Genomic DNA, 14,502 nt, shown 5'->3' with positions numbered 1-14,502 from the left:
GGAGGATACGCTTTTGAAGTTAAGGACATGCCCTAATTCCAGCGAAAGGAAAGCTTGGATTAAGGAGAGTATGAACAAGAATTGAATAATACATTTTAGCCCCGGCAATAAGCTAGGGCCTTTTTACAAATCAAAGTAGTCATCTGCCTTGGCGCCTGCATCTATACTTCGAACCGCCTTCATGATTTTCTTTAAAACCCCGGCTGACGGCACATACTTAGGGTCGCTGCAAACTCTGCTTATCGTATTGCGTGAGATTCCGGACGCACTTACAAACTCCTCTTGTGTATATCCGTGCTTATCTATTAATTTACCGACCTTGCTCCGCGGCTTTCTCTTCCCGAATCTAAACATTTTGATAACCTCCTAGAATTATTTACTAGCAGTCTCGTCAAACTTTCACAAAAATATACGCATAGTTTCGCAAATATTTGATATACAAACGGTTGGTCGGAACAAACGAGATTTAATAGGGTTCCTGTGGTCTTTCTAAAAAGTTATGACAGGATGTAGGGTGAAGCTCTAATTTATTTGAATTTATTTCCATTTTATTTTAAAAATAAATGGGCATTTGTAAGCGAACACAGACTGAATAATTTAATGATATGGTTAATTCTTGTTTAAATTAGGAGGAAATCATGGGTAGAATAGTTCATTTCGAAATTCATGTGAATGACATGGAACGGGCAAAGAAGTTTTATGGAGAGGTATTCGGATGGACATTTCAAGACTGGAGTGATTATGCGGGAGTGCCTTACTATGGAGCAGTAACTGGCGATGAGAAAGAACCAGGGATCGATGGTGCTTTGATGCAGCGTCATAGTGCTCCGCCGGAAACACACCAAGCATTAAATGCATTTGCTTGTACCATGGAAGTGGAAAATTACGATTTAACGGAAGCTAAAATTATTGAGAATGGCGGCAAGGTCGCAATGCCCATATTTGCCCTGCCCGGAATGGCTTGGCAAGGATACTATATTGATACCGAAGGCAATACTTTTGGATCATCAACCCGATGTGAATGCAAAATAGAGTTGATAATAGGTGAATTAAAATATGAAATCACAAGACACGGCAGCCATGCTTGAAAATGTACGCAATATCTGTCTTGCGCTGCCCGAAGCTGTTGACCATATTGACGGATTCGGTCACAATACTTTTAAAATCAATGGAAAATCGTTCGTGATTTCTGGTGAAAGCGAGAAAGGATTCAGCTTGTCGTTCAAGTCAGATCGAGAAACTCAAGAATTATTGCTACAGAAAGAGAATTTTTTCAAAACTCCATATATAGGACGTCACGGATGGGTCTCTATTCAAAATCCGGATAGGGAAGACTGGGATGAATTGACCTATCTGATTCAAGAAGCCTATTTACGTGCGGCACCGAAGCGATTGGTTAAGAAATGCAAAGAGTTTCATAAAAAGTGAAGAAAGGCGGAAAATCTGCCTTTCTTTATTTTTTCATTCTTTTAATCAGCTTTACAGATACTGATGACGAAAATAACGACCTCATCCATACACACATAAGTTAAAATTGCATTGGAGCGACCAAGAAAGTCTTTGTAAAAGGGACTTCGGAATTTGCAAAGAGTGATTGTTGTCTCTCATTAGAGAAAAATTAAAATTAATTTAGAGTGTTTCTACAAAAGATTTATGCTTATATAAAATAAGGGGTCTATCTTCAAAAATCACGAGTATCAATTAAGATTTGATTGACGGAAGGGTGTATGGTTGAAGTGAATGTTGAATCTTTTTTTTCTCAAAACATTAAAGCGGCACTTAAGAATGATCCGCCCGGTGCATGGATGCCAAATCTGCCGGATGATTGTATTCGCTTGAGTTCAGGTTATCCTGATCCTGCTCTCGTTCCTGCTGAGGAGCTCAAGGTAGCTGTAGCCAGACTTCTTGATGAGGAGCAGGATTTGCCGCTCCATTATCTCGGAAGTCCACGAATTCCAAAACTAAAGCAGCAAATCCAGAAAAGATTGGCAGAGCGTGGAATTTGCATTTTGGAAGAACAGCTTTTGATTACATCAGGAGCTTGCCAGGGGATTGATCTCATTGCCCGCATTCTTCTTGATGATAAAGCGGTCGTAGCGGTAGAGTCTCCCACCTATATGGAGGCTTTAGAGATTTTTCAAAACTATACGAAGCAGATTATCAGTATACCTATAGATGAACAGGGGATCCAAACATACCGATTAAAAGAAATGCTGGATGAAAGGAAGTGTAAAGGTCTAACCCTCCCGCGTTTTCTTTATACTATCCCAAGCTTTCAAAATCCAACTGGCACGACTATGACAATTGAGCGCCGGAAGCATTTATTGGAGCTTTCCATCGAGTTTGATTTTCTAATTCTAGAGGATGATGCGTACGGAGAATTATCCTTCGATCAAAATCCGGTGCCAATAAAATCTATTGATGAACGCGGGCGGGTCCTCCATGTTGGGTCCTTATCCAAGGTTGTTGCGCCAGGAATGCGGATTGGATGGATAGCGGGAGAAAGTGAATTCATTAAGGCTTTAGAGTGGTTTAAAAAAGATTTAGACCATCCATTTGCTCAAAGTACAATGGCTGTATACTTAGAAAACGCCGATTTTGATAAACGGCTCGACCTACTAAAAGATGTGTATCGTTCTAAATGTAATGCGTTAATCCGTTCGATGGAACAATTTCTTCCAGAATCCGTTTCATGGTATGTACCAGATGGCGGTTACTTTGTATGGGTGAGAATTCCAGGTGTGGATACGTCGCATTTATTATCACAGGCTCTTGCTGAGGGTATTTCATATGTTCCAGGGAAATACTTTTTCTTGGATCAAAACGATGGAACCGAGTTTATCCGGCTTTCGTTCAGTTATGCCAATGAGAAAGAAATATTCGAGGGAATTCGAAGACTAGGACAGCTTATCGCATCTTTTTTGAATAGATTGCCCTGAAGGATTGTTAGTTAATTAATCTATAAGTTATTTCGAAGCTTTTATTGAAAAAAATTTGAAAGTGCCTACTTCCTTAAAGGAGGTAGGCACTTTGGGTTAAGCCCACTGCTGAAGCACACAACCTAAAATGTATATATGTAGATGTGATGATTCATATGATCACTATGAAGTATTTTTTTTAAAGCCAAAGAAAAAAACCCTTGCTACGCAAGGGTTTTTGGATATGGAGCATAGCGGGATCGAACCGCTGACCTCTACGCTGCCAGCGTAGCGCTCTCCCAGCTGAGCTAATGCCCCGAATTGAGGTACAATAATTATTTTATCGGATTTTGGCGAAAAGTCAATATAAAATATGAGATTTTTGCAAAAATGATAAAAAACCGTTTGAGGGTAATCAAACGGTTTTTTTATTATGCATTTTCGATCTCTACCCTTTCAATCTCCTTAAGGTTGGAAACGGTGTAATACACTTCCGATGTTCTGACTTTATGATCGACCAGAACTTTAAGTGTCAAGAGGTGGTTGTCATTTGCGACATCTTTGATTCTAAGGTTTTTGATGAATATTTTTTCGTCTTTGATTTTTTTCAGTACGACGGCAATGTCATCTTTATTTTGTACGACCAGCTGCAGAAAGATTTCTTTTTGCCGTAACTTCATAGGTCCGAGCCAGGTGACGATTGCGGGCACCAATTCGACACTTATGATCAATAGGATGACGCCCGCTATGGCCTCGAGGAAAAATCCAGCTCCAACGGCGATTCCGATTCCCGCAGCTCCCCAGATGATGGCGGCTGTCGTTAAACCGGATATGCTGTTGTTGTCCCTCCGGAGAATAACGCCAGCACCGATAAAGCCTACGCCAGAAACGATTTGGGCCGCTAGACGCAAGGGATCCATTGTGATATTTACGTCATCGCTCCCTGGGAATTTATAAGCGGATTCCATGGAAACAATCGTTAATAAACAGCTCACGATAGAAATGACCAGGCTTGTTTTTAATCCTACGGGTTTTCGTTTCATTTCTCGCTCGAGTCCGATAATTAGTCCAAGGAGAGCTGAAATTCCCAATTTGATAAGGATTTGCAGTTCCGATTGAGGGTCGAATGTCCATTCCATTTTGTTTCACCACTTCCGAATTATTATCGAAGAATAAGATCGTCTGTTGCCATATACCCGTTTTTCAAAAAAAACTACCCTAATGATTTTAACATAGTAGAATAGAGTTCAATGAAATGTAATTCCGTTTGAAAGGAGGAATTTGAGTGCAAATGCCAAAAGTGAATCCCTATGTAGCTTTGGCAATCGGTGTGGCATCCGTATCGTTTTCGGCCATCCTTGTTAAATTGGCGACCGCTCCATCGGGTGTTATCGCTTTTTACCGTTTATTATTTACTGTCCTACTTATGTTGCCAGTATTCTTGATGAAATACCGCCATGAACTTAAATTCATTGAAAAAAAGGATTGGCTGTATTCGATTGCGGCAGGCGTGTTTTTGGCTTTTCATTTTATTTTATGGTTTGAATCGCTTAATTACACTTCGGTCGCGAGTTCAACTGTGCTTGTCACCCTTCAGCCTTTATTCGCTTTTGCCGGAGCTTACCTATTTTTTAAAGAGAGATTTTCAATGAAGGCGATATTGAGCGGCATCATTGCGATAGCAGGCAGCCTCGTCATTAGCTGGGGCGATTTGAGAATTAGCGGTATGGCGCTTTGGGGAGATATTCTTTCGCTTATCGCATGTGCGCTGGTAACCGGTTATTTACTGTTTGGTCAAAATGTCCGTAAACGTATCTCTTCTATAACATATACATTTGTCGTGTATGCAATCAGTACTGTCGCATTGTTTTTCTATGTGATCTTCAAGGAAGAGGCATTGGCGCCTTATCCTGCTTCCGATTGGATCTATTTCGTTTTGCTTGCGATTTTCCCGACTTTATTAGGGCATTCTTTATTCAATTGGTCACTAAAGTGGTTAAGCACTTCGACGCTTTCGATGGGAATCTTACTTGAACCGGTGGGAGCGACAATTCTGGCTTACTTCATATTAGATGAACCGATACTCTGGACGCAGGTCCTGGGAGGCGCAATCATATTGGGTGGTTTGATGATGTTCTTAAAAGATGAAAAGAAAAGCAAGGTACATGAAGAAGCGCAAGTTTCCGTATAAAAGCAGTAAGTCTCCCGACTTACTGCTTTTATTTAATAGGGGTGAAACAAATAGGTGATCCGTGTGAAAATCAAAGCGAAAGTAAAGCTGAATAAAAACGTCGTACCATTCACCTTGCCTTTTTCTTTGCTGAATTTGATGGCTTCATAATAAGCGGTACTGAATAAGTAAAGGGTCATACTGTAAGAAATGAGTAATCCGATTAATGGCAGATTCATTGCTTCACCTCATGGAAAAAGATATCTATATATGACTATTTGTGTTTCTTTGGAAATATGCTTCGTTTATTCATAAACCATGAGCTTGGCCCAGAAAGCAGGGATAAAGGTGTGTTGGTGTAAAGAATATATAGAAGAAAATAGGTGAAACGTTTTTTTTTGAAAAAGTTTTAAAAAACGTATTGCAAACATTTTTAGTACATGGTATATTATTTCTTGTCGCTAAGACAGCAACTTAAACAGCTAACAAGCTGTGAAAAACATTTTAAAAAAGTTGTTGACGAAAGGTGACGGAATGTGTTACATTATAGAGGTCGCTTCTGAGAGAAACGACAACAAATTGCTCTTTGAAAACTGAACAAAACAAAGCGCCAACGTTAAATTTTAAGTGAGCACACACTATTAAAAAAGCAAATGAGCAAGTCAAACATTTCTTCGGAGAGTTTGATCCTGGCTCAGGACGAACGCTGGCGGCGTGCCTAATACATGCAAGTCGAGCGAATCGACGGGAGCTTGCTCCCTGAGATTAGCGGCGGACGGGTGAGTAACACGTGGGCAACCTGCCTATAAGACTGGGATAACTTCGGGAAACCGGAGCTAATACCGGATACGTTCTTTTCTCGCATGAGAGAAGATGGAAAGACGGTTTACGCTGTCACTTATAGATGGGCCCGCGGCGCATTAGCTAGTTGGTGAGGTAATGGCTCACCAAGGCGACGATGCGTAGCCGACCTGAGAGGGTGATCGGCCACACTGGGACTGAGACACGGCCCAGACTCCTACGGGAGGCAGCAGTAGGGAATCTTCCGCAATGGACGAAAGTCTGACGGAGCAACGCCGCGTGAACGAAGAAGGCCTTCGGGTCGTAAAGTTCTGTTGTTAGGGAAGAACAAGTACCAGAGTAACTGCTGGTACCTTGACGGTACCTAACCAGAAAGCCACGGCTAACTACGTGCCAGCAGCCGCGGTAATACGTAGGTGGCAAGCGTTGTCCGGAATTATTGGGCGTAAAGCGCGCGCAGGTGGTTCCTTAAGTCTGATGTGAAAGCCCACGGCTCAACCGTGGAGGGTCATTGGAAACTGGGGAACTTGAGTGCAGAAGAGGAAAGTGGAATTCCAAGTGTAGCGGTGAAATGCGTAGAGATTTGGAGGAACACCAGTGGCGAAGGCGACTTTCTGGTCTGTAACTGACACTGAGGCGCGAAAGCGTGGGGAGCAAACAGGATTAGATACCCTGGTAGTCCACGCCGTAAACGATGAGTGCTAAGTGTTAGAGGGTTTCCGCCCTTTAGTGCTGCAGCTAACGCATTAAGCACTCCGCCTGGGGAGTACGGCCGCAAGGCTGAAACTCAAAGGAATTGACGGGGGCCCGCACAAGCGGTGGAGCATGTGGTTTAATTCGAAGCAACGCGAAGAACCTTACCAGGTCTTGACATCCTCTGACAACCCTAGAGATAGGGCTTTCCCCTTCGGGGGACAGAGTGACAGGTGGTGCATGGTTGTCGTCAGCTCGTGTCGTGAGATGTTGGGTTAAGTCCCGCAACGAGCGCAACCCTTGATCTTAGTTGCCAGCATTCAGTTGGGCACTCTAAGGTGACTGCCGGTGACAAACCGGAGGAAGGTGGGGATGACGTCAAATCATCATGCCCCTTATGACCTGGGCTACACACGTGCTACAATGGATGGTACAAAGGGCTGCAAACCTGCGAAGGTAAGCGAATCCCATAAAGCCATTCTCAGTTCGGATTGCAGGCTGCAACTCGCCTGCATGAAGCCGGAATCGCTAGTAATCGCGGATCAGCATGCCGCGGTGAATACGTTCCCGGGCCTTGTACACACCGCCCGTCACACCACGAGAGTTTGTAACACCCGAAGTCGGTGAGGTAACCTTCATGGAGCCAGCCGCCTAAGGTGGGACAGATGATTGGGGTGAAGTCGTAACAAGGTAGCCGTATCGGAAGGTGCGGCTGGATCACCTCCTTTCTAAGGATAATTACGAGAGCGCTTTTGTTTTGTTCAGTTTTGAATGAGTAATTCATTCAAATAGGAAAGACAGTCATCACGATGTGATGGATTCTTTCTGCTTTGTTCCTTGAAAACTAGATAATAGATAGAAGGCAATTAATTTTTTTCAAAGCATCTGTAAGATCTTTTTTAACGGTTAAGTTAGAAAGGGCGCACGGTGGATGCCTTGGCACTAGGAGCCGATGAAGGACGGGACTAACACCGATATGCTTCGGGGAGCTGTAAGTAAGCTTTGATCCGGAGATTTCCGAATGGGGAAACCCACTGTTCGTAATGGAACAGTATCTTTACCTGAATACATAGGGTACTGAAGGCAGACCCGGGGAACTGAAACATCTAAGTACCCGGAGGAAGAGAAAGCAAACGCGATTTCCTGAGTAGCGGCGAGCGAAACGGAATTAGCCCAAACCAAGAGGCTTGCCTCTTGGGGTTGTAGGACACTCAACATGGAGTTACAAAGGAACGGGGTAAATGAAGCGATCTGGAAAGATCCGTCGAAGAAGGTAAAAACCCTGTAGTTGAAACTTCGTTCCCTCCTGAGTGGATCCTGAGTACGGCGGGACACGAGAAATCCCGTCGGAAGCAGGGAGGACCATCTCCCAAGGCTAAATACTCCCTAGTGACCGATAGTGAACCAGTACCGTGAGGGAAAGGTGAAAAGCACCCCGGAAGGGGAGTGAAATAGATCCTGAAACCGTGTGCCTACAAGTAGTCAAAGCCCGTTAATGGGTAATGGCGTGCCTTTTGTAGAATGAACCGGCGAGTTACGATTTCATGCGAGGTTAAGTTGATGAGACGGAGCCGCAGCGAAAGCGAGTCTGAATAGGGCGAATGAGTATGAGGTCGTAGACCCGAAACCAGGTGATCTACCCATGTCCAGGGTGAAGTTCAGGTAACACTGAATGGAGGCCCGAACCCACGCACGTTGAAAAGTGCGGGGATGAGGTGTGGGTAGCGGAGAAATTCCAATCGAACCTGGAGATAGCTGGTTCTCTCCGAAATAGCTTTAGGGCTAGCCTCAAGATGAGAGTATTGGAGGTAGAGCACTGATTGGACTAGGGGCCCCCAACGGGTTACCGAATTCAGTCAAACTCCGAATGCCAAATACTTATTCTTGGGAGTCAGACTGCGAGTGATAAGATCCGTAGTCGAAAGGGAAACAGCCCAGACCACCAGCTAAGGTCCCAAAGTATACGTTAAGTGGAAAAGGATGTGGAGTTGCTTAGACAACCAGGATGTTGGCTTAGAAGCAGCCACCATTTAAAGAGTGCGTAATAGCTCACTGGTCGAGTGACTCCGCGCCGAAAATGTACCGGGGCTAAACGTATCACCGAAGCTGTGGATTGACACCGTATGGTGTCGATGGTAGGAGAGCGTTCTAAGGGCGTTGAAGTCAGACCGGAAGGACTGGTGGAGCGCTTAGAAGTGAGAATGCCGGTATGAGTAGCGAAAGAAGGGTGAGAATCCCTTCCACCGAATGCCTAAGGTTTCCTGAGGAAGGCTCGTCCGCTCAGGGTTAGTCGGGACCTAAGCCGAGGCCGAAAGGCGTAGGCGATGGACAACAGGTTGATATTCCTGTACCACCTATACATCGTTTGAACGATGGGGGGACGCAGAAGGATAGGGTAAGCGCGCTGTTGGATATGCGCGTCCAAGCAGTTAGGCCGGAAACGAGGCAAATCCCGTTTCCATTAAGGCGGAGCTGTGATGGCGAGGGAAATATAGTACCGAAGTTCCTGATTCCACGCTGCCAAGAAAAGCCTCTAGTGAGATGTAAGGTGCCCGTACCGCAAACCGACACAGGTAGGCGAGGAGAGAATCCTAAGGTGTGCGAGAGAACTCTCGTTAAGGAACTCGGCAAAATGACCCCGTAACTTCGGGAGAAGGGGTGCTTTTTAGGGTGAATAGCCCAGAAAAGCCGCAGTGAATAGGCCCAGGCGACTGTTTAGCAAAAACACAGGTCTCTGCGAAGCCGCAAGGCGAAGTATAGGGGCTGACACCTGCCCGGTGCTGGAAGGTTAAGGGGAGAGGTTAGCGCAAGCGAAGCTTTGAACCGAAGCCCCAGTAAACGGCGGCCGTAACTATAACGGTCCTAAGGTAGCGAAATTCCTTGTCGGGTAAGTTCCGACCCGCACGAAAGGTGTAACGATCTGGGCACTGTCTCAACGAGAGACTCGGTGAAATTATAGTACCTGTGAAGATGCAGGTTACCCGCGACAGGACGGAAAGACCCCGTGGAGCTTTACTGCAGCCTGATATTGAATTTTGGTACAGCTTGTACAGGATAGGTAGGAGCCTGAGAAGCCGGAGCGCCAGCTTCGGTGGAGGCGTTGGTGGGATACTACCCTGGCTGTATTGAAATTCTAACCCGCGCCCCTTATCGGGGTGGGAGACAGTGTCAGGTGGGCAGTTTGACTGGGGCGGTCGCCTCCTAAAGAGTAACGGAGGCGCCCAAAGGTTCCCTCAGAATGGTTGGAAATCATTCGTAGAGTGTAAAGGCACAAGGGAGCTTGACTGCGAGACCTACAAGTCGAGCAGGGACGAAAGTCGGGCTTAGTGATCCGGTGGTTCCGCATGGAAGGGCCATCGCTCAACGGATAAAAGCTACCCCGGGGATAACAGGCTTATCTCCCCCAAGAGTCCACATCGACGGGGAGGTTTGGCACCTCGATGTCGGCTCATCGCATCCTGGGGCTGTAGTCGGTCCCAAGGGTTGGGCTGTTCGCCCATTAAAGCGGTACGCGAGCTGGGTTCAGAACGTCGTGAGACAGTTCGGTCCCTATCCGTCGCGGGCGCAGGAAATTTGAGAGGAGCTGTCCTTAGTACGAGAGGACCGGGATGGACGCACCGCTGGTGTACCAGTTGTCTTGCCAAAGGCATAGCTGGGTAGCTACGTGCGGACGGGATAAGTGCTGAAAGCATCTAAGCATGAAGCCCCCCTCAAGATGAGATTTCCCATGGCGCAAGCTAGTAAGATCCCTGAAAGATGATCAGGTTGATAGGTCAGAGGTGGAAGCATGGTGACATGTGGAGCTGACTGATACTAATAGATCGAGGACTTAACCAACGCTTTTTAAAAAATGAAATACCTTCTTATTATCTAGTTTTGAAGGAATGAAAATTTCTTCTTGCATTTTCTCAAAAAGACGTTATAATAATATATGTCTTGAAAAAATTTTAACATTGTTTGGTGACGATAGCGAAGAGGTCACACCCGTTCCCATTCCGAACACGGCAGTTAAGCTCTTCAGCGCCGATGGTAGTTGGGGGTTTCCCCCTGTGAGAGTAGGACGTCGCCAAGCAGGTTTTATATGGAGGATTAGCTCAGCTGGGAGAGCATCTGCCTTACAAGCAGAGGGTCGGCGGTTCGATCCCGTCATCCTCCACCATTTTACACCTGCCGGTGTAGCTCAACTGGTAGAGCAACTGACTTGTAATCAGTAGGTTGGGGGTTCAAGTCCTCTTGCCGGCACCATTTTAAGATAGTACAAGCACGAGCCATTAGCTCAGTTGGTAGAGCATCTGACTTTTAATCAGAGGGTCGAAGGTTCGAATCCTTCATGGCTCACCATTTTATATGCGGGTGTGGCGGAATTGGCAGACGCACCAGACTTAGGATCTGGCGCCGCAAGGCGTGGGGGTTCAAGTCCCTTCACCCGCATCTTTCATGCGGAAGTAGTTCAGTGGTAGAATACAACCTTGCCAAGGTTGGGGTCGCGGGTTCGAATCCCGTCTTCCGCTCCACTTTTCGTATGTGCCGGGGTGGCGGAACTGGCAGACGCACAGGACTTAAAATCCTGCGGTAGGTGACTACCGTACCGGTTCGATTCCGGTCCTCGGCACCATCATAATATGCGCCCGTAGCTCAATTGGATAGAGCATCTGACTACGAATCAGAAGGTTGTAGGTTCGACTCCCGCCGGGCGCACCATGTTTTTATTGCGGGAAGTAGCTCAGCTTGGTAGAGCACTTGGTTTGGGACCAAGGGGTCGCAGGTTCGAATCCTGTCTTCCCGACCACGTGATTTTTAATGAATGGGGCCTTAGCTCAGCTGGGAGAGCGCCTGCCTTGCACGCAGGAGGTCAGCGGTTCGATCCCGCTAGGCTCCACCATTTTTCAATCAGATACTTATATTATATTGGCGGTGTAGCTCAGCTGGCTAGAGCGTACGGTTCATACCCGTGAGGTCGGGGGTTCGATCCCCTCCGCCGCTACCAATAAATATAAGGACCTTTAGCTCAGCTGGTTAGAGCAGACGGCTCATAACCGTCCGGTCGTAGGTTCGAGTCCTACAAGGTCCACCATATTCATTTTTTTAAAGCCGTGGAGGTATACCCAAGTTCGGCTGAAGGGATCGGTCTTGAAAACCGACAGGGGAGTCAAATCCCGCGGGGGTTCGAATCCCTCTACCTCCTCCATTTTTTTAAAAGCAGCAAGTTGTTTTTAAACAACCTTACATAGAGGAAGCGAAAAAACGATATACACGAAAACTTGATGCAAACCGTTTCATTATTACCGTCGCGGGGTGGAGCAGTCCGGTAGCTCGTCGGGCTCATAACCCGAAGGTCGCAGGTTCAAATCCTGTCCCCGCAATTATTAGGTCCCGTGGTGTAGCGGTTAACATGCCTGCCTGTCACGCAGGAGATCGCGGGTTCGATTCCCGTCGGGACCGCCATTTTTTAAATTTAATACAAATGTGGCTCAGTAGCTCAGTCGGTAGAGCAAAGGACTGAAAATCCTTGTGTCGGCGGTTCGATTCCGTCCTGAGCCACCATATCTTATTACGGCGGTTGTGGCGAAGTGGTTAACGCACCTGATTGTGGTTCAGGCATTCGTGGGTTCGATTCCCATCAGTCGCCCCATTTCGCGGGTGTAGTTTAGTGGTAAAACCTCAGCCTTCCAAGCTGATGATGAGGGTTCGATTCCCTTCACCCGCTCCAAATATGGGCCTATAGCTCAGCTGGTTAGAGCGCACGCCTGATAAGCGTGAGGTCGATGGTTCGAGTCCATTTAGGCCCACCATATTCATATTGTTCCGCAGTAGCTCAGTGGTAGAGCATTCGGCTGTTAACCGAACGGTCGTAGGTTCGAGTCCTACCTGCGGAGCCATGGGGAAGTACTCAAGAGGCTGAAGAGGCGCCCCTGCTAAGGGTGTAGGTCGCGCGAGCGGCGCGAGGGTTCAAATCCCTCCTTCTCCGCCATTTGGCCCGTTGGTCAAGCGGTTAAGACACCGCCCTTTCACGGCGGTAACACGGGTTCGAATCCCGTACGGGTCATAACAAAAAAGAAGCATACATTCATGTATGCTTCTTTTTTTCATTTCTTTTCATTGATATAACTATCTTTTTGTTTATAAGGAATGTCTCCAAGCTGGGAATCGATATTTTCTTCTTCTAATGTATCTTCATATTCCTTTTGCTTTTTGTTTGGTATATCCACTCTATTTTTCCCTTCGATATCATTTGCTGCAAATCCTTCATAGTCTTCTGGAAATCCATCCGTTTCATCTTCGGTTTTATAAAGATCATTATAATTGTCATGATCGCCGGTGTAATCAGATGGCGTTTCGGATGTACCGAATTTGGCGACATCACCAAAGCTATCTTCTTTATCCACTATTTCATTTCCATGACGATTTTCAAAATGATCACCCTTGGATGGAATTAGTATTTCCTCTTCCACTGGTCGCTCTTGTGCAGTAGGCCCTTTTGGGGCATGCTCGACACAGTAGAGGGTGTTTGGGATCGCTTCAAGCCTCTCGATGGGGATTTCCCTATTGCAGGTTTTACAATGGCCATACGAACCTTCTTCCATTGCTTTTAATGCTTCCTCGATTTTCTCCATTTCTGATTGTGCATGCTCATCGAGTGCTTGATTCCGTTCCATCTCGAATAATTCGGTTCCTAGGTCAGCAGGATGATTATCATAAGATGATAATTCCCCTACGGATTCCGTCTGGCTTTTATCCAGAACGGATTGTTCATCATTTTGAATTCTACTACTTAACTCATTTTTTTCTTGAAGCAGTTCCTTTTTTAATTTTTGCGTTTGTTGTTTCGTTGCCATATCCTATTCACTCCTTCTAAAGTCAAAATCTCATTTTATATTGGTAGGATGGTTGTATTATCTATTACCCGAATCGGAGTATAGGAAAACAATATGCAACGGAAGATAGAAAAAGGACTGAGCGGATGAGCTCAGTCCTCGGAGATTAGATAAGATAGCTGATGAATAATCCAATGGCCATGAGTAAACCAAAGAAGGTATTCGTTTGGGCCGTCGCTTTCATTGCAGGGACCATCGTGATCGGCTGCGTTTTGCCTACGAAGCCTTTGATTGCGGCCATGGCCTTCGGGATGCTTAGGAAGGCAAGAAGAATCCAGGCCGTTACGCTTCCGGTAAGAACGAGCCCAACAAGCCATAGATAAGAGAAAGCGAACATTATTGCCATGAATGTCAGGGCGTTTTTCCTGCCCATCACTACAGGCATCGTTTTGCGCCCATGAGCCTTATCCCCATCATGGTCACGTAGGTTATTGGATAAGTTGATAAGCCCGACCAAAATCCCACTTGGAATGGCAATTAAGATGGCTGTTGAAGAAACATCACCGGTTTGAATGAAAAAGGCGATCAAGATTATCAAAAAGCCCATGAATAATCCAGAAAAAAGTTCCCCAAATGGTGTATATGAAATGGGCAGGGGACCGCCTGTATAAAGATAGCCGACAAGCATGCAAACCAGTCCTACGGCAGCAAGCCACCAAGATGATGCGGCACAGATATAGATTCCAATTATCAAGGCGATGGCATACATTCCAAGGGCCAAGCTCATGATTAGTTTGGGGGTCATTCCATGACGGACGATCCCGCCACCGATGCCTACGGATTCCTCCGTATCCAAGCCTCTCTTGAAATCATAGTATTCATTGAATAAATTTGTTGCAGCTTGAATCAGGATACTGGCAATCATCATGGCAGCGAATAGTAACCAATTCACTTCATCTTCCAAAAGTGCAATCACAGTTCCAAGTAAGACTGGGACAAAAGCTGCGGTTAGTGTATGTGGACGAATTAACTCCCACCAAATCTTCCAGGTCCGTTTAAGGGGAAGTCCGTCGTATTCTGTTTGCATTATTTCTCTCCTCAAAAT

The 14,502-nt window shown here is 45.9% G+C and carries 8 protein-coding genes, 22 tRNA genes, 3 rRNA genes and 1 pseudogene; 28 read left to right on the top strand and 6 right to left on the bottom strand.

Annotation, left to right across the window (positions count from 1 at the left end; translation table 11 throughout):
* Positions 1–123: 123 nt before the first annotated feature.
* Positions 124–354 carry a helix-turn-helix domain-containing protein gene (locus tag OSJ91_RS24945; RefSeq protein WP_134782497.1) on the bottom strand — a complete coding sequence of 77 codons (231 nt, stop codon included), beginning with the start codon at positions 352–354 and terminating at the stop codon, positions 124–126.
* A gap of 284 nt (positions 355–638) precedes the next feature.
* Here OSJ91_RS24945 and OSJ91_RS24940 point away from each other — a divergent pair.
* The 3 genes and pseudogenes from OSJ91_RS24940 to OSJ91_RS24930 all read left to right on the top strand — a co-directional run bounded on the left by OSJ91_RS24940 (position 639) and on the right by OSJ91_RS24930 (position 2,939).
* Positions 639–1,032 (top strand): annotated as a pseudogene (locus OSJ91_RS24940) (VOC family protein).
* 24 nt (positions 1,033–1,056) lie between these two features.
* On the top strand, positions 1,057–1,428 hold the full coding sequence (locus OSJ91_RS24935) for an MmcQ/YjbR family DNA-binding protein (RefSeq protein WP_485890636.1): 372 nt from the start codon (positions 1,057–1,059) through the stop codon (positions 1,426–1,428).
* 308 nt (positions 1,429–1,736) lie between these two features.
* A complete protein-coding gene (locus tag OSJ91_RS24930; RefSeq protein ID WP_485890635.1) occupies positions 1,737–2,939 on the top strand; it encodes an aminotransferase-like domain-containing protein in 1,203 nt (400 codons plus the stop codon).
* Between the two features lie 224 nt (positions 2,940–3,163).
* Here OSJ91_RS24930 and OSJ91_RS24925 read toward each other — a convergent pair.
* A tRNA-Ala gene (locus OSJ91_RS24925) sits at positions 3,164–3,236 on the bottom strand.
* A 113-nt stretch (positions 3,237–3,349) separates the two neighbouring features.
* Positions 3,350–4,057, bottom strand: coding sequence for an MgtC/SapB family protein (locus OSJ91_RS24920; RefSeq protein ID WP_101223535.1), 708 nt, complete (start codon positions 4,055–4,057; stop codon positions 3,350–3,352).
* Between the two features lie 152 nt (positions 4,058–4,209).
* Between OSJ91_RS24920 and OSJ91_RS24915 the strand changes: the two genes are divergently transcribed.
* On the top strand, positions 4,210–5,109 hold the full coding sequence (locus OSJ91_RS24915) for a DMT family transporter (RefSeq protein ID WP_485891945.1): 900 nt from the start codon (positions 4,210–4,212) through the stop codon (positions 5,107–5,109).
* A gap of 32 nt (positions 5,110–5,141) precedes the next feature.
* Here the strand turns inward: OSJ91_RS24915 and OSJ91_RS24910 are convergent, their stop codons facing one another.
* Positions 5,142–5,327, bottom strand: coding sequence for a hypothetical protein (locus OSJ91_RS24910; RefSeq protein ID WP_485890634.1), 186 nt, complete (start codon positions 5,325–5,327; stop codon positions 5,142–5,144).
* Positions 5,328–5,759: 432 nt separating this feature from the next.
* On the opposite strand from OSJ91_RS24910, the gene OSJ91_RS24905 reads away from it, so the two are divergent.
* The 24 genes from OSJ91_RS24905 (at position 5,760) to OSJ91_RS24790 (ending at position 12,628) form a co-directional block, all read left to right on the top strand.
* Positions 5,760–7,310: ribosomal RNA gene (locus OSJ91_RS24905) — 16S ribosomal RNA — on the top strand.
* A 176-nt stretch (positions 7,311–7,486) separates the two neighbouring features.
* Positions 7,487–10,419 (top strand): 23S ribosomal RNA (locus OSJ91_RS24900).
* Between the two features lie 119 nt (positions 10,420–10,538).
* A 5S ribosomal RNA gene (gene rrf / locus OSJ91_RS24895) occupies positions 10,539–10,654 on the top strand.
* The 16S, 23S and 5S rRNA genes sit together here with 21 tRNA genes alongside, the layout of an rRNA operon.
* An 11-nt stretch (positions 10,655–10,665) precedes the next feature.
* A tRNA-Val gene (locus OSJ91_RS24890) sits at positions 10,666–10,741 on the top strand.
* A 10-nt stretch (positions 10,742–10,751) separates the two neighbouring features.
* A tRNA-Thr gene (locus OSJ91_RS24885) sits at positions 10,752–10,827 on the top strand.
* A gap of 20 nt (positions 10,828–10,847) precedes the next feature.
* A tRNA-Lys gene (locus tag OSJ91_RS24880) sits at positions 10,848–10,923 on the top strand.
* 8 nt (positions 10,924–10,931) lie between these two features.
* Positions 10,932–11,013, top strand: a tRNA-Leu gene (locus OSJ91_RS24875).
* A gap of 8 nt (positions 11,014–11,021) precedes the next feature.
* Positions 11,022–11,096, top strand: a tRNA-Gly gene (locus OSJ91_RS24870).
* Between the two features lie 12 nt (positions 11,097–11,108).
* Positions 11,109–11,197: transfer RNA gene (locus OSJ91_RS24865), tRNA-Leu, on the top strand.
* A 9-nt stretch (positions 11,198–11,206) separates the two neighbouring features.
* Positions 11,207–11,283: transfer RNA gene (locus tag OSJ91_RS24860), tRNA-Arg, on the top strand.
* A gap of 11 nt (positions 11,284–11,294) precedes the next feature.
* Positions 11,295–11,371, top strand: a tRNA-Pro gene (locus tag OSJ91_RS24855).
* A 17-nt stretch (positions 11,372–11,388) separates the two neighbouring features.
* Positions 11,389–11,464: transfer RNA gene (locus tag OSJ91_RS24850), tRNA-Ala, on the top strand.
* Between the two features lie 28 nt (positions 11,465–11,492).
* Positions 11,493–11,569 (top strand) — tRNA-Met (locus OSJ91_RS24845).
* Between the two features lie 10 nt (positions 11,570–11,579).
* Positions 11,580–11,656, top strand: a tRNA-Ile gene (locus OSJ91_RS24840).
* 21 nt (positions 11,657–11,677) lie between these two features.
* Positions 11,678–11,770: transfer RNA gene (locus tag OSJ91_RS24835), tRNA-Ser, on the top strand.
* A gap of 101 nt (positions 11,771–11,871) precedes the next feature.
* Positions 11,872–11,945: transfer RNA gene (locus OSJ91_RS24830), tRNA-Met, on the top strand.
* Between the two features lie 6 nt (positions 11,946–11,951).
* Positions 11,952–12,027: transfer RNA gene (locus OSJ91_RS24825), tRNA-Asp, on the top strand.
* A 23-nt stretch (positions 12,028–12,050) separates the two neighbouring features.
* Positions 12,051–12,126: transfer RNA gene (locus OSJ91_RS24820), tRNA-Phe, on the top strand.
* A 12-nt stretch (positions 12,127–12,138) separates the two neighbouring features.
* A tRNA-His gene (locus OSJ91_RS24815) sits at positions 12,139–12,214 on the top strand.
* Positions 12,215–12,218: 4 nt separating this feature from the next.
* Positions 12,219–12,292, top strand: a tRNA-Gly gene (locus OSJ91_RS24810).
* A 5-nt stretch (positions 12,293–12,297) separates the two neighbouring features.
* Positions 12,298–12,374, top strand: a tRNA-Ile gene (locus tag OSJ91_RS24805).
* Positions 12,375–12,386: 12 nt separating this feature from the next.
* Positions 12,387–12,461 (top strand) — tRNA-Asn (locus tag OSJ91_RS24800).
* A gap of 1 nt (position 12,462) precedes the next feature.
* Positions 12,463–12,553 (top strand) — tRNA-Ser (locus tag OSJ91_RS24795).
* A gap of 3 nt (positions 12,554–12,556) precedes the next feature.
* Positions 12,557–12,628, top strand: a tRNA-Glu gene (locus tag OSJ91_RS24790).
* A gap of 40 nt (positions 12,629–12,668) precedes the next feature.
* Here OSJ91_RS24790 and OSJ91_RS24785 read toward each other — a convergent pair.
* Together OSJ91_RS24785 and OSJ91_RS24780 are read right to left on the bottom strand one after the other, a co-directional pair.
* Complete coding sequence (locus OSJ91_RS24785; RefSeq protein WP_485890633.1) at positions 12,669–13,418, bottom strand: TraR/DksA C4-type zinc finger protein; 750 nt, start codon at positions 13,416–13,418, stop codon at positions 12,669–12,671.
* Positions 13,419–13,563: 145 nt separating this feature from the next.
* Entirely contained in the window at positions 13,564–14,484 is a 921-nt protein-coding gene (locus OSJ91_RS24780; RefSeq protein ID WP_485890632.1) for a 1,4-dihydroxy-2-naphthoate polyprenyltransferase, read from the bottom strand.
* Between the last annotated feature and the right edge of the window lie 18 nt (positions 14,485–14,502).

The sequence above is a fragment of the Bacillus sp. T-10(2022) genome, assembly GCF_056502895.1.
The sequence above is the reverse complement of the archived record's forward strand: the minus strand, read 5'-3'. Positions and strand labels throughout refer to the sequence as shown.

Excerpts from the sequence above, each read along its gene's own strand:
- OSJ91_RS24780 (WP_485890632.1), bottom strand. The coding sequence starts at position 14,484 with ATGCAAACAGAATACGACGGACTTCCCCTTAAACGGACCTGGAAGATT.
- OSJ91_RS24915 (WP_485891945.1), top strand. The coding sequence starts at position 4,210 with ATGCCAAAAGTGAATCCCTATGTAGCTTTGGCAATCGGTGTGGCATCC.
- OSJ91_RS24910 (WP_485890634.1), bottom strand. The coding sequence starts at position 5,327 with ATGAATCTGCCATTAATCGGATTACTCATTTCTTACAGTATGACCCTT.
- OSJ91_RS24785 (WP_485890633.1), bottom strand. The coding sequence starts at position 13,418 with ATGGCAACGAAACAACAAACGCAAAAATTAAAAAAGGAACTGCTTCAA.
- OSJ91_RS24920 (WP_101223535.1), bottom strand. The coding sequence starts at position 4,057 with ATGGAATGGACATTCGACCCTCAATCGGAACTGCAAATCCTTATCAAA.
- OSJ91_RS24935 (WP_485890636.1), top strand. The coding sequence starts at position 1,057 with ATGAAATCACAAGACACGGCAGCCATGCTTGAAAATGTACGCAATATC.
- OSJ91_RS24945 (WP_134782497.1), bottom strand. The coding sequence starts at position 354 with ATGTTTAGATTCGGGAAGAGAAAGCCGCGGAGCAAGGTCGGTAAATTA.